The organism is Nonomuraea diastatica, assembly GCF_004349015.1.
Lineage (GTDB): Bacteria > Actinomycetota > Actinomycetes > Streptosporangiales > Streptosporangiaceae > Nonomuraea > Nonomuraea diastatica.
The window spans coordinates 1-22,011 of sequence record NZ_SMKP01000141.1 but is presented as its reverse complement, the minus strand read 5'-3'; the positions used below and the strand labels follow the sequence as shown (position 1 = coordinate 22,011).

Below are 22,011 nucleotides of genomic sequence, written 5' to 3'. Positions count from 1 at the left end.
GCTACTTCGCGGGGGTCGTCTCGCGCTTCTCGCGGATGCGGGCAGCCTTACCGCGCAGGTCACGCATGTAGTAGAGCTTCGCACGGCGCACGTCGCCGCGGGAGACGAGCACGATCTTCTCGATGACGGGGCTGTGCACAGGGAAGGTGCGCTCGACGCCGACGCCATAGCTGACCTTGCGGACGGTGAAGGTCTCGCGGGCGCCGCTGCCCTGCCTGCGCAGCACGAAGCCCTTGAAGACCTGGATGCGGGAGCGGTTGCCTTCGACGACGCGTACGTGAACCTCGAGCGTGTCACCGGGGCGGAAATCCGGCACGTCGCCGCGCAGGGTCGCCTTCTCGAGCTCCTGGATCTTCGTGTGCATGAGAGCTGTCCTCAAGTCCTCGTGAGCACGCGGAGGTCCACCCGGCCATGGCTCGTGGCGGACACGCCTGCTGATGTGATGAAACCCAGGACTGTTTCCCGGGCATGACAGACCAACCACAACAGGTTGGCAGCGATTCAGTTTGCCATATCTTCCGGCTCGACGCGAAACGACAGCTCCTCGAGAAGTTTCCTGTCGTGCTTGTCGAGCATCTCGGGGTCGAGCTCCGCCGCGAGTTCAGGTCGGTTTCGTACGGTACGGCGAAGCGCCTCATCCCGCCGCCATCTCGCGATTTTTCCGTGATGTCCGGACAGCAACACGTCGGGCACTTCACGCCCCCGCCAGACGGGAGGCTTGGTGTAGACGGGCCCCTCGACGAGGTTGCGCATGGCCCCGGGGGCGAAGGAGTCGTCGACGGCCGACTGGGCGTTCCCAAGCACGCCCGGCAGCAGCCTGCCGACGGCCTCCACCATGACCAGCACCGCCACCTCGCCGCCGGCCAGCACGTAGTCGCCGATGCCGACCTCGTCGACCCGCAGCCGCTCGGAGTATTCCTCCACGACGCGCGAGTCGATCCCTTCGTAACGCCCGCACGCGAACACCAGCCACGGCTCGCCCGCCAGCTCCTGCGCGAGCTCCTGGGTGAACGGCCGTCCGCTCGGGGTCGGCACGACCATCCGCGGCGCGCCCTCACCGATCACGGAGTCGATGGCCTCGCCCCACACCTCGGGTTTCATGACCATGCCGGGACCCCCGCCGTAAGGGGTGTCGTCCACGGACTTGTGCACGTCGTGGGCCCAGTCGCGGAGCTGGTGCACGCGTACGTCGAGCGTGCCGCGCTCGCGCGCCTTGCCGATCAACGAGACGTCAAGCGGCGCGAAGTATTCGGGGAAGATCGAGATGATGTCGATCCGCATCACAGCAGGCCCTCCGGCGGATCCACGACCACCCGCCCGGCCTCCACGTCGACCACGGGCACGAGGGCCTTCACGAACGGGATCAGCGCGTCGTCGGCACCGCGCCGGCGCACGACCAGAAGGTCCTGGCCGTGATGGAGCACATCGGTGATCTCGCCCACGGGCTCACCGGAAGCGGTCTCGACCGCCAGGCCGATGAGCTGGTGGTCGTGGAACTCGTCGGGGTCGTCGGGCGGCGGCACCTCGTCGGAGTCGATGACCAGCATGGTGTTGCGCAGATCCTCGGCCGCGTCACGGCCGGCGACCCCTGCGAACGACACCAGCAGCATGCCCTTGTGCCAGCGACGGCTCTCGACGACGAGCGGCCCCTTTCCGGCCGGGTCGGTGACGATCGACGTGCCAGGGGCGAAACGCAGCTCGGGATCGTCGGTGCGCACCTCCACGGTCACCTCACCGCGTACGCCGTGCGGACGGCCTATCCGGCCGACGACCAGCTGCACGTGAACCCGCCCTTTCTCAACGCGAGCGCCCCCATCGGAAGGACCGATGAGGGCGCGCAAACCTGACGCTAACGGACTACTTCGTGCAGATCGAGCAGATCGACTCGCACGTACTTCCCGTCGGCCAGGGCGTTCACGACCGTGCGCAACGCTTTGGCGGTGCGCCCGCCGCGTCCGATGACCTTCCCCAGGTCCTCGGGGTGCACCCGGACCTCCAGGACGCGCCCGCTGCGGATGCGGCGTGCGCGGACCCGGACATCGTCTGGATGTTCGACGATGCCCTTAACGAGGTGCTCGAGAGCCTCCTCGAGCACGTCAGGCCTCGCCCTCGGCCTGGGTCTCGGCGGGGGCCTCGGCCTCTTCCTTCTTCTTGGCCTTCTTCGGCGGCGTGGTGGCGGCCGTGCCGGTGTCGCCACCGGACAGCGCCTCCTTGGCCGCGGCCTCGTAAAGGGCGTGACGGTCAGGCGCGGGCTCAGCGACCTTGAGAGGCTCGGGGGCGGGCTCGCCCTTGAACTTCTGCCAGTCGCCGGTGAGCTTGAGGAGCTTGAGCACCGGCTCGGTCGGCTGCGCGCCGACACCCAGCCAGTAGGCCGCACGCTCACCGTTGATCACGATGCGCGAAGGGTTTTCCTTCGGGTGGTAAAGGCCGATCTCCTCGATCGCCCGGCCGTCACGCTTGGTGCGGCTGTCGGCGACGACGATGCGGTATTGAGCGTTGCGGATCATGCCGAGCCGCTTGAGCTTGATCTTGACTGCCACGGGTGTGGTCTCTCCTGCATTCGCATGTGGGTGAACGGCATCTCGCCGAGTGGGGCACGACGGGACGACGCTCCAGGGACAGGCGTGTCCGGCGGGAGGTGAGAGGGCACCCGCCTGGTCACGGTGTTCCAACATGCCATTGTGCCAGATCGGCGACACTGCCCACGACCGTCGGCGGCACGTCGCCGCAAAGGGTCGGCAAGCTCCCGTCCTCACTTCCGCTACAACCCCATCGGCCCGGAAATGCCCCCATCTGCGAGCCCTCTGCCGGACCCTCATCACCGGCCCCGTCCTCACGCACCACGCACCGAACGGAGCTCGGGCACCTCCCTGGCGGGGGCGGCGACCGTGCACACGCTGGTTGGACGACCACGTACGCGCCGGACGGCGGATCGTGTACGCGGCGGGTTGCGGATCGTGCGTCATGCGCCGGGCGCCGAGCGGACGGACGGGCGGCGGGCGGACCGGACGGGCGGCGGCCGGGTCGGTAGAGCAGCACACGAACCACCGGGCAGCACACGAACCCGCCGAGCGGCACGCATACCAGCCGGATAACAGGCGGACCGGCCGAGCAGCGGCAGGATCGGTGGGGCAGCGGCAGGATCGGTGGGGCAGCGGGCCTACCAGCCGGGCGATGGGTGGGCTCGCCGGGCAGGGGAACCGATCCCCGGGTGGCATGGCGAAGCGGGCTCCGCACCACGACCGGTCCCGCCGGAGGGGCGGCGCCGCCCGCCGGAGCCCGGGTGATGGGTGGGCGCCGGCGGGAGCGGGGTCATTTCTGGCCGGGGAGCCGGAGCTTGGAGGGGTCGAAGCCGGGCGGCAACTCCACTCCTGGCGGCAGTTTGCCGCCGAGGTTGCCCAGCACGCCGCCCTGCTTGGGCTCGGCGGGCGTCTCGGCGGAGGGCTTGCCCATGGCGGCCTTGCGCGGGTCGCCGCTGACGCGCCGCCCCTTCTTGGCCTTCTTCTGGGACTTGCCGCCCTTGCCACGGCCGCCCCCGCCCGGCATGCCGGGGATGCCCATGCCGCCGGCCATCCGCTTCATCATCTTCTGGGCCTCGAAGAAGCGGGTCACCAGGTTGTTGACGGCGCTGACGGTGACGCCGGAGCCGGTGGCGATGCGGGCGCGGCGGGAGCCGTTGATGATCTTGGGGTCCTGGCGTTCGGCCGGGGTCATCGAGCGGATGATGGCCGCGATGCGGTCGAGGTCGCGGTCGTCGATGGAGTCGATCTGGTCGCGCATCTGCCCCATGCCGGGCATCATGCCGAGCAGGTTTTTGATCGGCCCCATCTTCTGGACCATCTGCATCTGCTCGAGAAAGTCTTCGAGCGTGAAGCTCTCGCCCGACGTGAGCTTGCCCGCCATCTTGGCGGCCTGCTCCTCGTCGAACGTCTTCTGGGCCTGCTCGATCAGGGTGAGGATGTCACCCATGTCGAGGATGCGGGAGGCCATCCGGTCGGGGTGGAAGGCGTCGAAGTCTTCCAGTTTCTCGCCCGTGGAGGCGAACATGATGGGCCGGCCGGTGATGTGCCTGACCGAGAGCGCCGCACCGCCGCGGGCGTCGCCGTCGAGCTTGGTCAGCACGACGCCGTCGAAGCCGACGCCTTCCATGAACGCCTGCGCCGTCGTGACGGCGTCCTGGCCGATCATGGCGTCGACCACGAACAGGACCTCGTCGGGCTGGACCGCGTCGCGGATGTCGGCGGCCTGGCGCATCATCTCCTGGTCGATGCCGAGCCGGCCCGCGGTGTCGATGATGACGATGTCGTGCTGCAGCCGCCTGGCCTCGTCGATGGAGTTGCGGGCCACCCCGATCGGGTCGCCGACGCCGTTGCCGGGCTCGGGCGCGTAGACGGCGACCTCGGCGCGCTCGCCCACGACCTGGAGTTGCTGGACGGCGTTGGGGCGCTGGAGGTCGGCGGCGACCAGCATGGGCGCGTGCCCCTGCTCGCGCAGCCATCGGGCCAGCTTGCCCGCCAGTGTGGTCTTGCCCGCGCCCTGGAGGCCGGCGAGCATGATGATGGTCGGGGGCGTCTTGGCGAAACGGAGCCTGCGGGTCTCACCGCCGAGAATCCCGATCAGCTCGTCATTGACGATCTTGACGACCTGCTGCGCCGGGTTCAGCGCCTGGGAGACCTCTGCGCCGCGGGCGCGCTCTTTGACCTGGGCGACGAACGCCTTGACCACAGGGAGGGCGACGTCGGCCTCGAGCAGCGCGATGCGAATCTCACGGGTGGTGGCGTCGATGTCGGCATCGGACAGCCGCCCCTTGGATCGGAGGGAGGAGAAGACCGATGTCAACCGGTCGGATAGCGTCTCGAACACGTGGTTGGCCAGTCCTCGAAGCGAAGGTACGTCTAAGCGTCCAGCCTAGCCGCTCTGCTAGCCGCTCCAGCCGGGCACGGCCATCCGAACCGTGAGCGCGTGTTCGACCAGGTTGATCAGCGCGGCCTTCACGGAGTCCTTCGACCTGGCGTCCAGGCGCACCATCGGGATGTGCGGGGCCAGGGTCAGGGCATCGCGAACTTCCGCGTCGCTGTGGGCGTACTGGCCGTCCCAGCCGTTCACTCCCACGATGAACGGCAGTTGCGCCTCCTCGAAGTAGTCGATGGCGGGGAAGCTGTCGGCCAGACGCCGCGTGTCGACCAGCACCACCGCGCCGATCGCCCCGCGCACCAGGTCGTCCCACATGAACCAGAACCGATGTTGCCCGGGCGTGCCGAACAGATAAAGGATCAGGTCACGGTCGAGAGAGACCCGGCCGAAGTCCATCGCCACGGTCGTCGTCGACTTCAACGGCGTCATGCCCAGATCGTCGATGCCCGCGGAGGCGTCCGTCATGACGGCCTCCGTGGTCAACGGCATGATCTCCGACACCGCGCCGACGAACGTCGTCTTGCCCACCCCGAAACCTCCAGCCACCACGATCTTCGTCGAGGTGAGGCCGGGGCTAGAGCCTGCGAAGTCCACTGAGCACCCTTTCCAGCAGGTTGACGTCCGGCCTACCCTCATCCAGCTGCGGCTGATGCACCCGGACCAGGCCTTCGGCGGCCATGTCAGCGATCAGAACACGCACCACGCCGAGCGGGATCCGCAACAACGCCGACACCTCGGCCACCGATCTGACCTGGAGGCACAGCTGGCTGATCGCCTGGTACTCCGGCGTGATGTGCGAGAACTCCCGGTGCTCGGCCGTGGCCGAGGACACCAGGGCCTCCATCGCCAGCTTGACCCTGGGCGCGGTCCGCCCGCCCGTGACGGCGTAGGGCCGCACCGGCGAGGCCGGATCTGAACTGGGGGGCTGCGGAGGAGGCTGGGGCTCCCAGCTACCACTGTTATGGGAGTTCCAGCCGCCACTGTTGGAGTTCCAGCTGCCGCTGTTCCATCGGGGGTCTGTCACCTACATCACCTGGTCTGGCTGGCGCGCAGCTCCGCGCGCACAGCCGGAGTCAGCACCTGACCGGCGCGATCAACCATCAGCGTCATCTGATACGCCACCAACCCCATGTCGCAATCCGGAGCCGCCAGCACCGCCAGACACGAACCATCACTGATCGACATGATCAGCATCAACCCACGCTGCATCTCCACAATCGTCTGATTAACCGCACCCCCCTCGAACACCCGCGCCGCACCCTGCGTCAAACTCACCAGACCCGACGCGATCGCCGCCAGCTGATCCGCCCGATCAGCCGGAAAACCCGACGACGCCGCAAGCGGCAACCCATCAGACGAGACCACCACCGCGTGCGCGACCCCGGGAACGGAGTTGACGAAATCGGTGATTAACCAATCCACCCCGCGTGCCGACTGGCTCAGGTCACTCATGACCGCTCATCCCTGCTTTCAACACTCCTGGGGCCGGAGGGATATGTCCTGCCCTCGCTGATGTCATCACGTGCCGCCCGGAACCCCTGCTGGAAGCTGGAGAGCCGGCTGCGCACCCGATCCGGCGAGACCGCGGGCATCGGCGCGACGCCCTTCGGCGCGGAGACGGTGTCGGCGGAGCCGGGCACCAGGTTGGCCTTGGGCACCCGCTTGGGCAGCCCGGCGGCCGTCGCACCGTCGCGTACGGGCTCGACGACGGCTTCGGCGGCGCTCCACCCGGCGTCCGCCTTGGCGGAGCCCCAGGTGGCGCCGCTGTCAGGACCGTGCTCGAACCATGCCGACTCGACCGAGGCGAAGATCGGCAGATATTCGTCCCCGGCGGAGGCGGGCTTCACGACGGGGATCGGACCCGTCGCGGCGGACTCGGTCTCGGGGAAGTCGGTCCCGGGGAAGTCGTACCTCCCCGCGTCAGGGTCCGGCCGGCCGGTGTTCGCCCGGTCGCCGGTGGGCCGCTGCGGCAGCGGGTTGCTGCTGCTCATCCAGTTGCCGGGCGGGCTCGCGGGGTTGCGCGAGGGGACCCAGACGTCGGCGGTGTCGTAGCCGCCGCCGTTGTTGCGCGGATCGGAGGGCCAGCCGGAGTCCATGCTCCCCCGCGGGGCGAAGGAGGAAGGTTGTGAGGAGAACGAGGGTTGCGACGGGAACGACGGCTGGGAGGGGAACGACGGGTGCCCGGGACCCGGCTGGTAGCCTCCGCCCGCGCCCCACTGGGGGACGGGCGGCTGTGCCGCGGGCTGACGGGCGCCGAAGCCCTCGTCGAACGAAATGCTGTCCTGCTGCTGGCCCATGCCGTTGTTCGCGGATGCCGGGCCGTAGGCGGGAGCCTGCGAGCCCAGGAGCGCTTCCGGCATGAGGACCATGGCGGTCAGCCCGCCGGAACCGTGGGGACGCAGTTGCACCCGGATGCCGTGGCGGTGCGCCAGGCGGGCGACCACGAACAGGCCCATGCGCCGCGACACCGACACGTCCACGGTGGGGGCTTCCATGAGGCGTTCGTTGGCCTGGGTCAGTTCGTCGGGGGTCATGCCGATGCCGGAGTCGGTGATCGACAACATCACGCCGCCGCCGTCGATCCTGCTGCCCGACACCGTCACCCTGGTCTCACGCGGCGAGAACGACAGAGCGTTCTCCACCAGCTCCGCGATCAGGTGGATGACGTCGTTGACCGCCTGACCCGCCACCGACACCCCGTCGGGCACCTGCAACACGACCCGCTCGTAGTTCTCCACCTCCGACAGGGAGGCGCGGGCGACGTCGACCAGCTTGACGGGTTTGCTCCAGCGGCGCGGCGGGTCCTGCCCCGCCAGCACCAGCAGGTTCTCACTGTTACGCCGCATACGCGTGGCCAGATGGTCCAGCTTGAACAAGTTCCCGAGCCGCTGCTCGTCCTGCTCACCCTGCTCCAGACCATCGATCAACGTGATCTGCCGCTCCACCAGCGTCTGACTACGCCGCGACAAGTTCACGAACATCGCGTTCACATTGCTCCGCAGCCGCGCCTCCTCGCCCGCCAGCCGCACCGCCTCACGGTGCACCTCGTCGAACGCCCGCGCGACCTCACCGATCTCGTCGTTGGAGGCGACGCCGATCGGGATCACGGGCCCGATCGAGCCTTCACCGCTCTCGCGCAGCTGCTTGACGGTCTCCGGCAGGCGGCGACCGGCGATGAACAGCGCTTCCCTGCGCAGCCTGCGCAGGGGGCCGCTCAGCGAGCGGGCCATGAAGACGGTGACCAGCAGCACGAGGAGGAGCAGAGCGGCGATCGCGCCGCCGACGATCACGGCGTTCTGCTGCTCCGCGCCTTCCAGGGTGCGGCTGCGCAACACGATGGAGTCGGCCGTCTGCTGCTCGACGGAGCGCATCCCGTCGATGGTCTCGCTGATGGCGTCGAACCACGCCTTGCCGTCACGGGTGAGGCCGAGCCTGCGGTCGCGCAGGGGCAGGCCGTCGTCCTGCAGGAGCAGGGCTCGGGCCAGCAGGACCTCGGCGCGGTCCACGGACCGGCCGCTGACGGAGTCGTCGTACGCCTGGCGGAGCTGGAGGGAGACCTGCGACTTGAAGGTGGCGAGCTCGCTGGTCCTCTGGGCGCGGGCGGCGATGAAGGCATCGAGCTCCGTCTTCCCGAACTCGCCGGTGGCGAGGGCGGCGACGAGCAGCGCGCGCTGGGTGGAGACGTACTGCTTGGCTCTGGCCAGGGCGGCGAAGCCGGACACGCTCGCGGACAGTTCCTTGTCGACCGCGCCCTGGTCGATCTTGTCGTTGAGCGAGAGGAGGTCGGAGATGGTCCGGTCGTAGAGCTCGATGACGGAGTTCACGTCGAGCTGGGAGGCGATCGCGGTGTCTCGCGAGGTGGCGAGCTCGTCGAAGCGGTTCTTGATGCGCAGGGCCTCGGGAGCCGCGGAGTTGTCGGAGGACATGAGGGTCTCGATGCCCGGTTTGACGTCGGCGACGAGCTTGTCGACGTTCTCGTACTGGGCCGCGACGTCCGCGGGGGCCTTCTCGTCCGGGCTCCGGCGTCCCAGGGCGACGAATCGGGCGGTGAGGTCGCGTTCCCGCTCGACCTCGTGAGCGAGGGCGGTCAGCCGGCTCGCGAGCACGGCCACTTCGTTGACCTGGGCGTATTCACCGGCGGTGGCGATCGAGGTGGTGACGCGCAGGCCACCGAACACGAGCGCGGCGAGGGTCGGGATGATGACGAGGACCAGCAGCTTGGAGCGCACTCGCCAGTTGCGTAGGGAGAAGCGAGACCCCGCCTGGCGGTTGACGACCGCGTCCACGCCGTCCGGCTCGGACATCTCTGGCCCACGAGGGCCTTGTCGGGGGGCTTCTTCTGTTAAGCCCTGTTCGCCGCCCGTTGGGGGGACCACAGTCTTCACTTGCCTCCGCAACCTCTCCTCGGATGGCCTGGTGCACGTAGATCACGTCATTGCGCATGTTTGCCTGTGACGCCGACGCACCCTTGGGGCGAGAGCTAATTGGAGCACATCTACCTGAGATCGGCCAATACCGCAAAGATCACAAGCGACACACGGCTTTGTATTTTACGCAATTCACCACACCTGCCCCAGGGGTCCCACGTCAAGGACTCCAGATTTCCCGGCAAACGGACAAATCACCGCAAAATACCATATATGTGGATATATCTTGTTAATTTCCGGTGTTCCAGGTGACCTGGTAAGCACGGCCTGCGCTAAGGTGCCAGCGTCGTTGAACACCCCCGTTCGCACTCACCCCCCGGTTCAAAGGAGACCCGCAATGCGGTTCGGTGCATTAGGGCGTACTGCCCTGGTTGGGCTTGTGGCCACCCTCGTCATCACTGGGTGCTCCGGTTCTGACGACAAGGCCGAGGGCTCAGGCGCCGCCGCCGGTATGAAGACCGACCTGCTGATCGGCCAATATCCCGGCGCGGACTCGGCGCCGCTGTTCATCGCCATGGAACGAGGCTTCTTCAAGGAGGAGGGCCTCACCGTCAAGCAGGAGCCCATCCAGGCTCCGCAGCAGGTCTTGGGAAAGCTTTCGAATGGCGCCATGGACGTCGTTCTCGGTAGCTACGCCACCATCCTGACGATCCAGGAACAGGGCACCGAGAAGTTCAAGTACATCGCCGACTCCTACCAAGGCGCGCAGGGCGCCTTCGGCATCATGGTGAAGAAGGACTCCCCCATCAAGAAGGTCGCCGACCTGAAGGGCAAGAAGGTCGGTGTCAACGCCTTGAAGGGTCTGGGCGTCCTCACCATGAACCCGCACTTCAAGGTCGCCGGCCTCGACCCCGACAAGGACCTCACGTACGTCGAGGTCCCGACGACCAACTGGCTCTCCTCCCTCGACAAGGGTGACGTGGACGCCGTCTGGATGACCGACCCCTACGTCAGCCAGGCGAAGAAGGAGCTCGGAGCCACCATGCTGGTGGACACGATGTCCGGCCCGACCGAGAGCCTGCCGATCACCGGCTGGGCCGCCACGGAGAAGTGGGTCGCGGACAACCCGAAGACGCTGGCGGCGTTCCAGCGGGCGATGGCCAAGGCGCAGAACATCGCGGCCACCGACCGTAGCGCGGTGACGAAGGTCCTGCCGACCTTCACCCAGATCCCGGCAGAGACCGCCGCCACGATCAACCTGGGCGCCTACCCGACCACGCTGAGCGCGCAGCGCATCCAGCGGGTGGCGGACCTGATGCTCGACTCGGGCATGGTCAAGAAGGAGATGGACGTCAAGTCCATGATCTACACGGCTCCCACCCAGGGATGACGGCTACAGTCACTCCGGCGCGGCGCGAGCGGGCCCCGCTCGCCCGCACCCGGCTGGTCAAGTTCGCCCGCCACGCCGCAGGCGTGGCGGGTTTTCTGCTGGTCTGGCAGTTTCTCGGCGCGTCGGGCGCCATCAAATGGCTGCCTCCGGCCGTGGACACACTGGCCAGAACCGTCGCACTCGCCGTAGACCCGGAGTTTCTCGATCACCTGCTGGGCACGCTCACCGCCGCGATCGTCGGGCTGCCGCTCGCCGTCCTGGTCGCGGTGCCGATCGGCCTGGTGCTGGGAACGGTCCCGGTGGTCGAGGAGATGACCCGGGTGTTCGTCGAGTTCCTGCGGCCGATCCCTTCCGTGGCGCTGATCCCGCTGGCGCTGTTCTTCTTCCCCTCCGAGCTCAACGCCAAGGTCGCGCTCATCGTCTTCGCCGCGTCCTGGCCCATCCTGATCAACACCATGTACGCCATGCGCGACGTCGACCCGGTGAGCAAGGAGACGCTGCGCACATTCGGGTTCGGCGCCGGAGCCGTGTTGTGGCGGGTGTCCCTGCCGAGCGCGGCGCCCTTCATCGCGACGGGGGTGCGGCTCGCCGCGTCCATCACGCTCATCCTGGCGATCAGCGTGGAGTACATCGTGGGCGGTTCGACCGGCATCGGCAGTTTCCTCATCCAGGCGAGCACGGGCATCGGCGCCGACGCCATGATCGACGTCCTGGCCGCCCTGCTGTGGGCGGGCTTCCTCGGGCTCGTCGTCAACATGGTGCTCGTCCGGGCCGAGCGACGTCTGTTCAGGTGGCGAACGACATGATGCGCACCTTGCTGAAGCGGCTGTGGCTGGTCCCCGTCGTGCTCGGCGGCTGGGAGCTCCTGGCGCGCCTTCTCGACATCGCGTACCTGCCGGAGCCGACGCTGATCGTGGCGCGGATGTACGAGATGTGGTTCTCCGGGCCCTACATCCTCACCGAAGAGGCCGTCGACAACTTCGTGCCCAGCCTGGTCAGGGTGACGGGGTCGTGGGCCGTCGCGGTGGTCGTGGGCGTGGCGCTCGGCGTCGCGCTGGGCAGGACCGCCTGGCTGGCCGACTTCGTGCAGCCGCTGGTCGAGTTCGCTCGCGCGGTGCCGCCGCCGGTCATGCTCCCGCTCTTCCTCGTGCTCTTCACGATGGGCACCCAGGTGCAGGTGGCGACCATCGTCTTCGGCATCATCTGGCCGATCCTTCTCAACTCCATCGACGGCGCGCGCAGCGTCGACCGGCTGAAGGTCGAGACCGCCACCGTGTTCGGCGTGCCGGCCTCGCTCAGGCTCTTCCGCATCATCCTGCCCTCCGCGGCGCCGAAGATCTTCGCGGGCCTGCGCCTGAGCGTCTCGCTGGCGCTGATCCTCATGGTCATCTCCGAGCTCAAGGGCAGCACGGAGGGGATCGGTTACCTGCTCAGCCTGGCCAACAGCAACGCCGACATGCCGGCCATCTGGGCGGGCGTGCTGGTGCTCGGCGTGCTCGGCTTCGTCCTCAACTCCCTGTTCCTCATGGTCGAGCGGCGCGTGCTGGCCTGGCACCGTGACGCCCACCGCATCGCTTAGGAGAGAAACCCGCACGTGACCGAGTTGCTGCTGAAGAACGTGAAGGTCGTCACACACGAGCAGGACGAGCCCGTGGCGGCGGACATCGCCGTCGAGGACGGCCGCATCGTCCGGGTGGGGCCAGGGCTGACCGGAGCAGGCGAGGTGATCGACGGCGGCGGCAAGCTGGCCTTCCCCGGCGTCGTGGACGCCCACCAGCACTGGGGCATCTACAACCCGCTGCCCGACGACACCGGGTCGGAGAGCCGGGCGAGCGCGCAGGGCGGCGTGACCACCGCGCTCACCTATATGCGGACCGGCCAGTACTACCTCAACAAGGGCGGCCCCTACGCCGAGTTCTTCCCCGAGGTGCTCAGGCAGGCCGAGGGCCGGGCCTACGTCGACTACGGCTTCCACCTGGCGCCCATGTCGAGCGGGCACATCGACGAGCTGCCCGACCTGGTCGAGCGGTTCGGGGTGCCGTCGTTCAAGATCTTCATGTTCTACGGCGGGCACGGGCTGCACGGGCGCTCCGACGACCAGCGGGCGTTCCTCATGCTTCCGGAGGGCGAGCGCTACGACTACGCGCACTTCGAGTTCGTGATGCGCGGGGTGCAGGCGGCCAGGGAACGCCTGCCCGAACTGGCCGGCGAGATCTCGTTGTCGCTGCACTGCGAGACGGCCGAGATCATGACCGCGTACACGAAGCTCGTCGAGGAGGCGGGCGACCTGAGCGGGCTGGCCGCCTACAGCGCCTCCCGCCCCCAGCACTCCGAGGGGCTGGCCGTCTTCATCGCCTCCTACCTCGCCCACGAGACGGGGCTCGCCAACGTCAACCTGCTGCACCTGTCGTCCCGCAAGGCCCTGGACGCGGCCGTCCGCATGGCGGCGACGTTCCCGCACATCGACTTCCGCCGCGAGGTCACGATCGGTCACCTGCTGGCCGACGTCGACACGGCCAGCGGCCTCGGAGCCAAGGTCAACCCGCCGATCAGGCCGCGCGAGGACGTCGAGGCGCTGTGGGAGCACGTGCTCGACGGCACCGTGGACTGGGTGGTCAGCGACCACGCCTGCTGCCGCGACGAACTCAAGTTCGGCGACCCTCGCGACGACGTCTTCGTGGCCAAGGCCGGGTTCGGCGGGGCCGAGTATCTGCTGCCCGGCCTGGTCACCGAGGGCCGCCGCAGAGGCCTGCCGTACGGCAGGATCGCCGCGCTGACCTCCTGGAACCCCGCCAAGAGGTACGGTCTGCGCACCAAGGGCACGATCGCCCCCGGTTTCGACGCCGACATCTGCCTGGTCGACCCCGCGAGCACCTGGACGGTGCGGGCGCAGGACTCGGAGTCGACACAGGAGTACACGCCGTTCGAGGGTTTCCAGCTGACCGCCAAGGTGACGGACACGTTCGTGCGCGGCAACCACGTGCTGGACGCCGGCAAGGTCGTGGGCCGTCCGGTGGGACGCTACGTGTCCCGGCCCGCCTGACACCGCCGGCGCCGTTTCACGCGCGTGTGCCCGTGGCGTAACGCACGGTGCGGGCCAGCAGGAAACCCTCCTGCGGCAACGACGCCTCCAGCGCGGCCCTGGCCTCGGGCCGCAGGGACTCGGGGATGCTCTCCAGCGAGGCCCTGCGGGCGGCCGACCAGAGCCAGTCCCACACCTGCCCGGCTCCGACGGTCACCTCGAACACCACGTCCGCGCACTCGACGTCGCTCAGCCCGCCCTGCTCGAACAGCCCGGTCAGCTCCCCTGGCGCGCCCAGGGCGTGGTGGAACGGCGCGCTGCCCGCCCCCGAGGTGTAGGGCGCCAGCGCCCGCTCCACCAGCGCGAACAGCTCGGCCTCTGCGGGGCTCGACCGGACCAGCAGGCTGGCCGCCAGCCGCCCGCCGGTCCGCAGCAGCCCGGCCATGGAGCGCACGGCGGCGGGCGGGTCGGGCAGGAAGTAGAGCATCATCCCCGCCAGCACGATGTCGAACCGCTCGCCCGGCAGCAGGTCCTCCGCGTGCTCCGCGTCGCCGAGCACGACGGCCGCCTGGCTGAGGCCGTGGCGCTCCACCTCGGCGGTGGCGGCGGCCACCATCCCGGGTGCGAGGTCGAGACCGACGACGCGGCCGGTGGGGCCTACGGCCTGAGCCGCGGGCACGAGCGAGGCGCCGGTGCCGCACCCGGCGTCCAGCACGTGGTCGCCGGGGCCGGGGGCGGCGCGGCGGACCAACTCGGCGGCGACGGGCGTGAAGAACGGCACACCGACGCGTTCGTAACTGCCGGACGCGCGATCGAACACGCCGGCCATGTACTCCTTGGCATCCATCAGCTTCCTCGCAATCAGCAGGCACGCGGCCCGGGGGGCGCCGTGCGGTGGGTCCGATGATCAGATGTGCCGGACCCGAGCTTGCCATGCCCATTGCTGATCGACAAAGGGCGGGTCAGGAGAGATCGGTTACCGTAGGCTCGACGTCCTGACGACCCTCTGGGCACCCCCCTTTTCTTCACCCGGAAAGGCAGAAGCGTTGAAGCTGGCCAGGATATTAGCCGCAGGCATGGCGATCGCCCTCTCGCTGAGCGCGTGTGGAGGGGGCGGCGAGAGCGGTGACGGCGACACCGCGGCCCCTGGAGGCTCCGCGGGCGGGCTGGAGAAGACCCAGCTGCTGGTCGGCGTGGTGCCGGTGCCGTCGTCGGCGCCGCTGTTCATCGCGGAGAAGCGCGGTTTCTTCAAGGAGGAGGGGCTGACCGTCAAAACGGAGATCATCCAGGCTCCGCAGGCGGTCATGCCGAAGATCCTCAACGGCAGCATGGACGCGTTCCTGACGAGCTACGTGTCACTGATGGCGATCAACGACTCCGGCGCGGCCACGCTCAAGCTCTTCCAGCACAGCCAGGAGGCCGCGCCCAACGTCGCCGGCGTCGTGGTGGCCGAGGGCTCGCCGATCACGTCGGCCGCCGATCTCAAGGGCAAGACGATCGCGGTCAACGTGCTGAAGGCGCTCGGGCAGACGCTGACCAACGCCCACCTGCAGGAGGCCGGGCTCAAGCCGGACGACGTCAAATACGTTCCGGTGCAGTTCGCCGACCAGATCAGCGCGCTGTCCTCGGGCAAGGTCGACGCCGCCTGGCTGGTCGAGCCGTTCCTGACAGCGGCGAAGAAGGACGGCGCCACCCAGATCATCGACACCACCGACGGCGTCACCGCCGGCGTGCCGATCGACGGCTGGGGCGTCACGGAAGACTGGCTGGCCAAGAACCCCGAGACGGCCGCCGCCTTCCACCGCGCCCTGGCCAAGGCCCAGCAGATCGCGGGCGAGGACCGCAAGGCCATCGACGAGGTCGTGCCGACGTACACGCAGATCCCCGCCGACGCGGCGGCGGCGATGACGCTCGGCACGTTCTCGCTGGAGGCCGACAGAACCAACGTGCAGAAGCTCGCCGACCTGCTGCACGGCTACGGCTACCTCAAGTCCAAGGTGGACGCGGCGCAACTGTTCGCGCCGCTGGGCGGATGATCGATCGGCGGATCGTGCGGGGAGCGCTCGGCGCGCTCGGCGTGGCGGGCTTCCTCGCCGTCGCCGAGGCGGCCGGGCGTCTCGGGCTCGTCCCCGACGTGCTACCGTACGCGTCGCGGGTGCTGGTCACGGCGGCGCGGCTGCCGCTGGAAGCGCAGTTCAGGGCCGACGTGCTGGCCACGCTGGAGGCGTGCGTGAGCGGGCTGGCGATCGCGGTCGCGGTCGCCGTGCCCGCCGGGCTGCTGCTCGGGACGGTGCCGTTCGTCGAGCGGTCGGTGCGGCCGCTGGTGGAGTTTCTGCGGCCGATCCCGTCGGTGTCGCTGATCCCGCTGGCCATGTTCCTGTTCCCGGTGAGCCACGACGCCAAGGTCGCGCTGATCGTCTACACCTGCTCGTGGCCGCTGCTGATCAACACACTGTACGGCCTGAGCGACGTCGACCCGCTGGCCAAGGACACCCTGCGGAGCTTCGGCTTCGGGCCGATGGCCGTGGCGCTGCGGGTGAGCCTGCCGAGCGCGGCGCCGTTCATCGCCACCGGCGTGCGCATCGCCGTGTCCGTCACCCTGATCGTGGCGGTGAGCGTGGAGCTGCTGGCTCCCGGCGGCGGCGGGATCGGCGCGTTCCAGTCGCTGGCCGGCAGCGCCAACCGGACCGACCGCATGCTGGCCGCCCCGCTGTGGGCCGGGGTCATCGGGCTGGCCGCCAACGTGCTGTTCACGACCGCCGAGCGCCGCCTGTTCCGCTGGCACCGGGCGCGTGCGGGAGAGCCGTCATGACCGCCGCCCGCCGGCTGGTGTGGTACTGGCTGCTGCCCGTGGCCGTGCTCGGCTGGGAGCTGGCCACCCGCTCGGCGGAGGCGCCGTACTTCCCGCCGCCGTCGCGGATCGTCGCCCGGCTGCACGAGATGTGGTTCTCGGGCCCGCCGTCCCGGGTGTTCCTCACCGACGAGGCCGTCGCCGACCTGCTGCCGAGCCTGGCCAGGCTGTTCGCCGGGTGGGCGGTGGCGTGCGCGGCGGGCGTGCTGATCGGCGTGGCGCTCGGCCGCTCGCGACTGCTGTCGGCTCTGGTCGAGCCGCTGGTGCATTTCGGCCGCTCGGTGCCGCCGTCCACGCTGGTGCTGGTGTTCCTGGTGCTGTTCAAGATCGGCACCCCGATGCAGCTGGCCTCCATCGTGTACGGCGTCATCTGGCCGGTGCTGGTCAACTCCATGGACGGCGCCCGCCACGTCGACCGCCAGTACATCGAGACCGGCGTCGTCTACCGGCTGGGCCCCTGGCAGCGGCTCACCCGCGTCATCCTGCCCGCCGCCTCCCCGAAGATCTTCGCCGGGCTGCGGCTGAGCGTGTCGCTGGCGCTGATCATGATGGTGATCTCGGAGCTGGTCGGCAGCAGCGAGGGCATCGGGCACCGCATGCTGGAGGCGCAGAGCCAGTTCGACATCCCGGCCATGTGGGCGGGGATCGTGCTGCTCGGGCTGCTCGGCATCGCGCTCAACGCCGCGTTCCTGGGCGTCGAGCGGCTGGTGCTCTCCTGGCACCGGGGCGCCAGGAACGGCGCCTGACCGGTTACCGGCCCTCGCCGCCGTGCAACCGCTCGATCGTCTCCCTCTGGCGGGCCGTGAACCAGGCCCGGTCGCGCGGCCCTGCCGCCAGGCCGCCGGGGCGCTCGCCGTCGTGGCGGGCGTACTCCCCGGCCCACAGGCCGGTCTTCACGCGGCTGAGCAGGTTGCCCATCCCGGGCCGCCGACGGTGCCGGCGCAGCGCCGTCAGGTCCAGCTCGGCGGCGGCCACCAGCGACTCGCCCGCCCCCGCCCGCGCCAGCGCCCGGCCTTCGTGGTCGATCACCTCGGAGCCGCCGTTGGTGGAGTCTCCGGGGATCGCGATGCCGGACAGGCCGCCGCTGTTGGCCGAGACGACGAAGGCGTGGTTCTCCACGGCCCTGGCCCGGCGGGCGATCGCCTTGGGCATCAGCGCCGGCGAGGACGCCTCTGACGTGGGATGGCAGAAGACCTCGGCGCCGCGCAGGGCCAGCGCGCGGGCCAGCTCCGGCATGAGGACCTCCTCCGAGGCGAGCACCGCCAGGTTGCCGATCTCGGTGCGGGCCACCGGCAGCACCCCGTCGATGCCGTAGACGTCCACGTACTGCTCCCACACGTCGTACGGGGTCGGCGTGAACATCGAGTGCAGCCGGCGGTAACGCAGCACCGCCTCCCCCCTAGGGGAGAGGATCACCGACGCCTGGAAGTACAGCTCGGGGAAGTGTTCGTCGCGCTCGTACGCGTTCACGCACAGGAACAGCTCGTGCCGCGCGGCGATCTCCCCGAGCGCGCGGTATTCGGGGCCACCCGGGTCGAGCGCGGCCCGTTCGCGCCACTCGGCGAAGCTCTCCCGCATGGGGAACCCGGTCAGCACGTATTCCGGCAGCACCACCAGGCGCAGGCCGGGCCCGAGCCACGCCGCCGAGCCGCGGACCCGCTCGGCGATCCGCTCGACGGCGGCGGCGATCGCGGCCCGCGGATCGGCGGCCGCGTTGACGGCGCGGGTCTCCAGCTGCAGGGCGAGCGCAATGAAGGCGGTCATTCAGCCGACCCGCCGCTCGTCGATGAGGGTACGCCGCACGCACACGCCGTCGCGGATCCACTGCCAGACCCTGCTGCGGGTGTCGCCCCTCTCGCTCAGCACGATCAGCTCGAACAGCCGCAGGTCCTCCCCTTCCGCCTTGAACTGCCAGCGCAGGTAGATGGTGGACTCGTCCAGCTCCCAGAACTCGCCCTTGAGCCGGTCGGTGTCGAACCCGCAGCGGCCCCCGCCGAGGTGGCGGCCGGGGAACTCGTGCACCTCCACCCGGCCGTCGTCCCAGGTGTAGCGGTTGGTCTGGTGGTAGGCGGCGTCGCCGACGATGGCGCAGGTCATCTCGACGCGGTGCCGGTCGAGCACGGCGCCGCCGGAGTCGACGTGCACGTACTCGCCCTCCCACTTGCCCTCGTGCCGCGCCAGCAGCGGCATGTCCTCGCGAAGTCCCATGTTCACTCCTTCTCCAGCGGGTGCCACCACGGGTCGGCGGCCGGCGACCGGTTCACCAGGAACGCCCGGCGGCGCAGGAACCGGCGGATCGAGGCGGCGCCCATGCGCGAGCGGCCCAGTCCGGACAGCCCGAACGAGTCCTTCTCGCCTTCGTGCACGAGCGCGGTCAGCGAGGCGTCGTTGACGCTGACCGCCCCCACGCGCAGCCGGGCGGCCACCTCCATGGCGTCCTGCTCCGAGGCGGCGAAGACGGCGGCCGACAACCCGTAGACGGAGTCGTTGGCCAGGGCCACCGCCTCCTCGGCGCCGGCCACGGCCATGACCGGCAGCAGGGGGCCGAACGTCTCCTCCGTCATGACCCGCATCTCGTGGGTGACCTGGGACAACACCGTGGGCCGGCACCAGCGGCCGCCGCCGTGGCGCTCGATCTGCCCGCCCGTGTGCACGATCGCGCCCTTGGCCGTCGCGTCGGCCAGCTGGGCGGCGATCACCCGCCCGTGCCCCGGCCGGACGATGGGGCCGATCGGGCCGCCCTCGCACGTCAGCCCCACCCTGGCGGCCTTGCTCGCGAGCAGGTCGAGAAAGGCGTCGTGGACGCCGCGCTCGACGTACACGCGTTCGATCGACTGGCAGGACTGCCCGGCGTTGGCGGTCCCGCCCCACAGGATCGCCGACGTGGCCCGATCGAGGTCGGCGCCGGCCAGCACGATCGCCGGGTCCTTGCCGCCCAGCTCCAGGAATGCCGGCACGAACGCGCGGGCCGCCGCCTCGGCCACCCGCCGCCCCGTCTCGACGCTGCCGGTGAACACCACGGCGTCCACCATGCCCACCAGCGCCGCGCCGGTCTCGCCGTCGCCCTCGACCAGGCTCAGCGGCAGCTCGGGAGGCACCAGCCGCATCAGCGGCTCGATGAACCGCGGCGCCACCTCGCTCGGCTTGACCAGCACGGAGCAGCCGGCCGCCAGCGCGGGAGCCGCGTCGATGAGGGCCATGAGCAGCGGGAAGTTCCAGGGGCTGATCACCCCCACGAGATCGTACGGCACCATGTCGCCGCCCACGACGATGCCCGGCACCGACGAGGCGGCCGGGGCGCGCGGCGCCAGCAGCGCGGACGCCTCGCGGGCCCAGCGCCCGACCAGGCCGGCTGCGAGCCGCCGTTCCAGTGACGACTCCCCCACCCGCCCGGTGTCGGCCACCAGCGCGGCCAGCAGGTCGTCGTCGGACGCCAGCGCGGCGGCGAACGCCGTCAGGACCTCCTTGCGGTCCGCCCGCCGCCAGCCGTCGGCGCGCACGCGCAGCTCGGCTGCCATGCCGGCCAGCTCGGCGGGCGTGGCAGGCACCAGCTCCCGCTCGGCCCAGCCGGTGAGCGGGTTGCGTACGGTGCTCATGATCGGCCGTTGGCGGCGCACCAGGCCGCCCAGGTGGTGGCGCCCTTGCCGAGCTGCTTGTTGTGGAAGGACGTCCAGGAGTTCTCGCTCGGGCCCGGCTCGGCGGGGGCGGAGGCGAACCGCGGATGGTCCGCTTCGACCGCCGCGCGCAACCACGGCTCGACGTCGTCGTAGGAGTCGAGCGACCAGCCTCGGGCGTGGTAGGTGAGCCCGCCGCGCACCTCGGTCTCCGCCAGGCACATGAACGGCGCCCACGGGCTGGTCCGCGCCCAGCTGACCTTGGTCTCCATCGCGCCGCGCGGGACGGTGCCGGGGACGGCGCGGGCGGCGACCTCGCGTCCGTCCACCGAGAAGTCGAACATCTCCTGCGCCGTGTAGACGCCGCCCACCAGGCCGAACCGCTCGCCGAGCGTGGCGCCCAGATCGGCGCGTACGGGGATGTCGCTGGTCCACACCGTCTCGTCGTGCAGCCGCACCAGCGGGGGCCCCTGGTAGGAGGGGGTGATCGGGAACGGGCCGAAGTTGACCGCGTCGTTGTTGATGGGGACGACCGGGTACGTCCTGCCGTCGACCGGGTTCTTCCACTCGCGGACGATCCGCGTCGGGTCGGTGGGGTCGGTGTAGAACACTATTTCGCGGGAGAGCTGGTAGAGCTGGTTGGTCCCGGGCACCCGGTAGAGCCGCCGGATGTTGTAGCCCTCGACGTTGAAGAGCTTCTGGCCGTGCCGCATGGCGGAGTCGAGGGTGTTGCCTGGAACGTTCGCGAAAACTGACCCCGAAATCCGGAAAACCATATCCTTGCCGTCGGGCCGGCCGAAAGTCTGGAGCGAGAGCAGGGCACTTTCCCCGGCGACCGTTCTGAACACCGGACCGGGATGGGTCGGCGTCCTGGCCCCGGTATCCGCCGCCGCGCCGGAAATGGCGCCGCTCGCGAACAACAGGACGAGAGCAAAAGACGCCGTCAATCTGCGTGTGAACATGGACGCTCCGCACCGAGAAGGCAGGACGACGCCTATTCTGATCATGCGCTCACCGGCATTGTCCAGCCGTGACTTCCTGCCGAATTCAGAGGTTCTTCGCACCATTGAGCACCCTTTCGAGCACGGTGGAGCCGGGCCGCGCGCCGTGCGGGCGCGGCTGGAGCGGTCGGGCGGGGGGCATGTCCCGTCATGCGCCCTCCCCCGGAGGCGTTCTCCGCGAGTCGAGCGGCGGCGTGTTGCCCGTGCTGAGGTCGTCGCGCGCCGCGCGGACGCCCTGCTGGAAGCCGGCGAGGCGGTTGCGGACCCGGGCGGGCGAGATCCGGGGAATGGGGGCCACGCCTTTGGGTGTGGAGGCGCTGTCGGCGCTGCCGGGCACCAGGTTGGCCCTGGGCACACGCTTGGGCAGGCCGGACGGGGTGGTGCCGTCGTCGACCGGGCTGGCCGCGACCTGCGCGGCGCTCCATCCGGCGTCCGCCTGGGGCGAGCTCCACACGTCGCTGCGGTTGCGGTCGAACCAGGCCGACTCCACGGCGGCGAAGATCGGCAGGTAGTCGTCCGCACCCGGCGCGGGCGGCGCGGCGGACGGCCCCGGCTGCAGCGGGTCGTATCCCGGTGACCTGGGCGGTGGGGCAGGGCCGTACGACCCGGGCGAACCCGGCCAGACCGGCGCGAGGTCACCCGGTCCTGGGCTCGGGGCGATCGAGGGGTCGGTGGCGAAGGACGGCCAGTTCGCGACCGCGGGCGTGGAGTAAGGCCCCGGCTCGGCGGCGGGCTCGGCGCCGGGCGGGGCGTGGGATCCGCGCTGAGCCGCGGGTGCGCCGAAGCGGCCGGGCTCGGCGCCGCGCGGGGCGTGGGGTCCGGGCGAATGGGTGGCCCGGAACGTGGGAGGGG

The 22,011-nt window shown here is 70.0% G+C and carries 22 protein-coding genes and 1 pseudogene; 7 read left to right on the top strand and 16 right to left on the bottom strand.

The features are described 5' to 3' along the window. Position 1 precedes the first annotated feature (1 nt). The 10 genes from rplS to E1294_RS36715 form a co-directional block, all read right to left on the bottom strand. Positions 2 to 364: a 50S ribosomal protein L19 gene (gene rplS / locus E1294_RS36760; RefSeq protein ID WP_132515587.1), complete on the bottom strand. Its 363-nt coding sequence runs from the start codon at positions 362 to 364 to the stop codon at positions 2 to 4. Between the two features lie 137 nt (positions 365 to 501). Further along, positions 502 to 1,281 carry a tRNA (guanosine(37)-N1)-methyltransferase TrmD gene (gene trmD, locus E1294_RS36755; protein ID WP_132515586.1) on the bottom strand — a complete coding sequence of 260 codons (780 nt, stop codon included), beginning with the start codon at positions 1,279 to 1,281 and terminating at the stop codon, positions 502 to 504. After that, a complete protein-coding gene (gene rimM, locus E1294_RS36750) occupies positions 1,281 to 1,781 on the bottom strand; it encodes a ribosome maturation factor RimM (protein WP_132515585.1) in 501 nt (166 codons plus the stop codon). Before rimM ends, trmD begins: the two co-directional genes overlap by 1 nt. A 68-nt stretch (positions 1,782 to 1,849) precedes the next feature. Continuing rightward, positions 1,850 to 2,095: an RNA-binding protein gene (locus tag E1294_RS36745; protein WP_132335352.1), complete on the bottom strand. Its 246-nt coding sequence runs from the start codon at positions 2,093 to 2,095 to the stop codon at positions 1,850 to 1,852. A gap of 1 nt (position 2,096) precedes the next feature. Further along, positions 2,097 to 2,540, bottom strand: coding sequence for a 30S ribosomal protein S16 (rpsP, locus tag E1294_RS36740; protein ID WP_132515584.1), 444 nt, complete (start codon positions 2,538 to 2,540; stop codon positions 2,097 to 2,099). Between the two features lie 772 nt (positions 2,541 to 3,312). Next, positions 3,313 to 4,863 carry a signal recognition particle protein gene (gene ffh, locus E1294_RS36735; protein WP_132515583.1) on the bottom strand — a complete coding sequence of 517 codons (1,551 nt, stop codon included), beginning with the start codon at positions 4,861 to 4,863 and terminating at the stop codon, positions 3,313 to 3,315. A 57-nt stretch (positions 4,864 to 4,920) separates the two neighbouring features. After that, positions 4,921 to 5,508, bottom strand: coding sequence for a GTP-binding protein (locus tag E1294_RS36730; RefSeq protein WP_132515582.1), 588 nt, complete (start codon positions 5,506 to 5,508; stop codon positions 4,921 to 4,923). After that, positions 5,489 to 5,812 carry a DUF742 domain-containing protein gene (locus E1294_RS36725; RefSeq protein WP_132515581.1) on the bottom strand — a complete coding sequence of 108 codons (324 nt, stop codon included), beginning with the start codon at positions 5,810 to 5,812 and terminating at the stop codon, positions 5,489 to 5,491. The genes E1294_RS36730 and E1294_RS36725 overlap by 20 nt, the downstream gene beginning before the upstream one ends. A 131-nt stretch (positions 5,813 to 5,943) precedes the next feature. Beyond that, a complete protein-coding gene (locus E1294_RS36720; protein ID WP_132515580.1) occupies positions 5,944 to 6,366 on the bottom strand; it encodes a roadblock/LC7 domain-containing protein in 423 nt (140 codons plus the stop codon). Then, positions 6,363 to 9,218 carry a sensor histidine kinase gene (locus E1294_RS36715; protein WP_132515579.1) on the bottom strand — a complete coding sequence of 952 codons (2,856 nt, stop codon included), beginning with the start codon at positions 9,216 to 9,218 and terminating at the stop codon, positions 6,363 to 6,365. The genes E1294_RS36720 and E1294_RS36715 overlap by 4 nt, the downstream gene beginning before the upstream one ends. 502 nt (positions 9,219 to 9,720) lie before the next feature. Between E1294_RS36715 and E1294_RS36710 the strand changes: the two genes are divergently transcribed. Genes E1294_RS36710 through E1294_RS36695 form a run of 4 tightly spaced genes read left to right on the top strand, consistent with a single transcriptional unit; the run spans position 9,721 to position 13,714 of the window. Then, positions 9,721 to 10,671, top strand: coding sequence for an ABC transporter substrate-binding protein (locus E1294_RS36710; protein WP_165977664.1), 951 nt, complete (start codon positions 9,721 to 9,723; stop codon positions 10,669 to 10,671). Continuing rightward, positions 10,668 to 11,477: an ABC transporter permease gene (locus E1294_RS36705; protein ID WP_132515577.1), complete on the top strand. Its 810-nt coding sequence runs from the start codon at positions 10,668 to 10,670 to the stop codon at positions 11,475 to 11,477. Before E1294_RS36710 ends, E1294_RS36705 begins: the two co-directional genes overlap by 4 nt. Next, on the top strand, positions 11,477 to 12,250 hold the full coding sequence (locus E1294_RS36700; protein WP_132515591.1) for an ABC transporter permease: 774 nt from the start codon (positions 11,477 to 11,479) through the stop codon (positions 12,248 to 12,250). The genes E1294_RS36705 and E1294_RS36700 overlap by 1 nt, the downstream gene beginning before the upstream one ends. Positions 12,251 to 12,265: 15 nt before the next feature. Continuing rightward, entirely contained in the window at positions 12,266 to 13,714 is a 1,449-nt protein-coding gene (locus E1294_RS36695; RefSeq protein WP_132515576.1) for a dihydroorotase, read from the top strand. Positions 13,715 to 13,730: 16 nt separating this feature from the next. Here E1294_RS36695 and E1294_RS36690 read toward each other — a convergent pair whose 3' ends face one another. Continuing rightward, a complete protein-coding gene (locus tag E1294_RS36690) occupies positions 13,731 to 14,540 on the bottom strand; it encodes a class I SAM-dependent methyltransferase (protein WP_132515575.1) in 810 nt (269 codons plus the stop codon). A gap of 229 nt (positions 14,541 to 14,769) precedes the next feature. On the opposite strand from E1294_RS36690, the gene E1294_RS36685 reads away from it, so the two are divergent. Genes E1294_RS36685 through E1294_RS36675 form a run of 3 tightly spaced genes read left to right on the top strand, consistent with a single transcriptional unit; the run spans position 14,770 to position 17,290 of the window. Further along, the gene (locus E1294_RS36685; RefSeq protein ID WP_132515574.1) at positions 14,770 to 15,729 is read left to right on the top strand and encodes an ABC transporter substrate-binding protein; all 960 of its coding nucleotides are present in this window, start codon (positions 14,770 to 14,772) and stop codon (positions 15,727 to 15,729) included. Then, positions 15,726 to 16,505: an ABC transporter permease gene (locus E1294_RS36680; protein ID WP_132515573.1), complete on the top strand. Its 780-nt coding sequence runs from the start codon at positions 15,726 to 15,728 to the stop codon at positions 16,503 to 16,505. The genes E1294_RS36685 and E1294_RS36680 overlap by 4 nt, the downstream gene beginning before the upstream one ends. Continuing rightward, entirely contained in the window at positions 16,502 to 17,290 is a 789-nt protein-coding gene (locus E1294_RS36675) for an ABC transporter permease (RefSeq protein WP_132515572.1), read from the top strand. Before E1294_RS36680 ends, E1294_RS36675 begins: the two co-directional genes overlap by 4 nt. 4 nt (positions 17,291 to 17,294) lie before the next feature. Here E1294_RS36675 and E1294_RS36670 read toward each other — a convergent pair whose 3' ends face one another. The 5 genes and pseudogenes from E1294_RS36670 to E1294_RS53300 all read right to left on the bottom strand — a co-directional run. After that, positions 17,295 to 18,308, bottom strand: coding sequence for a nitrilase-related carbon-nitrogen hydrolase (locus E1294_RS36670; protein ID WP_132515571.1), 1,014 nt, complete (start codon positions 18,306 to 18,308; stop codon positions 17,295 to 17,297). Next, a complete protein-coding gene (locus E1294_RS36665; RefSeq protein WP_132515570.1) occupies positions 18,309 to 18,752 on the bottom strand; it encodes a DUF3598 domain-containing protein in 444 nt (147 codons plus the stop codon). Between the two features lie 2 nt (positions 18,753 to 18,754). Beyond that, on the bottom strand, positions 18,755 to 20,140 hold the full coding sequence (locus E1294_RS36660; protein ID WP_132515569.1) for an aldehyde dehydrogenase family protein: 1,386 nt from the start codon (positions 20,138 to 20,140) through the stop codon (positions 18,755 to 18,757). Beyond that, the gene (locus tag E1294_RS36655; RefSeq protein ID WP_246083553.1) at positions 20,137 to 21,006 is read right to left on the bottom strand and encodes a DUF1838 family protein; all 870 of its coding nucleotides are present in this window, start codon (positions 21,004 to 21,006) and stop codon (positions 20,137 to 20,139) included. The genes E1294_RS36660 and E1294_RS36655 overlap by 4 nt, the downstream gene beginning before the upstream one ends. A 301-nt stretch (positions 21,007 to 21,307) precedes the next feature. Next, positions 21,308 to 22,011, bottom strand: a pseudogene (locus tag E1294_RS53300) (hypothetical protein); the annotation flags it as partial.

Bases quoted from the DNA above. Each gene is read 5' to 3' on its own strand.
- E1294_RS36700 (WP_132515591.1), top strand. From the start codon at position 11,477: ATGCGCACCTTGCTGAAGCGGCTGTGGCTGGTCCCCGTCGTGCTCGGC.
- E1294_RS36670 (WP_132515571.1), bottom strand. From the start codon at position 18,308: ATGACCGCCTTCATTGCGCTCGCCCTGCAGCTGGAGACCCGCGCCGTC.
- E1294_RS36720 (WP_132515580.1), bottom strand. From the start codon at position 6,366: ATGAGTGACCTGAGCCAGTCGGCACGCGGGGTGGATTGGTTAATCACC.
- E1294_RS36705 (WP_132515577.1), top strand. From the start codon at position 10,668: ATGACGGCTACAGTCACTCCGGCGCGGCGCGAGCGGGCCCCGCTCGCC.
- E1294_RS36685 (WP_132515574.1), top strand. From the start codon at position 14,770: ATGGCGATCGCCCTCTCGCTGAGCGCGTGTGGAGGGGGCGGCGAGAGC.
- trmD (WP_132515586.1), bottom strand. From the start codon at position 1,281: ATGCGGATCGACATCATCTCGATCTTCCCCGAATACTTCGCGCCGCTT.
- E1294_RS36665 (WP_132515570.1), bottom strand. From the start codon at position 18,752: ATGGGACTTCGCGAGGACATGCCGCTGCTGGCGCGGCACGAGGGCAAG.
- E1294_RS36680 (WP_132515573.1), top strand. From the start codon at position 15,726: ATGATCGATCGGCGGATCGTGCGGGGAGCGCTCGGCGCGCTCGGCGTG.
- E1294_RS36690 (WP_132515575.1), bottom strand. From the start codon at position 14,540: ATGGATGCCAAGGAGTACATGGCCGGCGTGTTCGATCGCGCGTCCGGC.
- E1294_RS36715 (WP_132515579.1), bottom strand. From the start codon at position 9,218: ATGTCCGAGCCGGACGGCGTGGACGCGGTCGTCAACCGCCAGGCGGGG.
- E1294_RS36675 (WP_132515572.1), top strand. From the start codon at position 16,502: ATGACCGCCGCCCGCCGGCTGGTGTGGTACTGGCTGCTGCCCGTGGCC.
- rplS (WP_132515587.1), bottom strand. From the start codon at position 364: ATGCACACGAAGATCCAGGAGCTCGAGAAGGCGACCCTGCGCGGCGAC.
- E1294_RS36660 (WP_132515569.1), bottom strand. From the start codon at position 20,140: ATGAGCACCGTACGCAACCCGCTCACCGGCTGGGCCGAGCGGGAGCTG.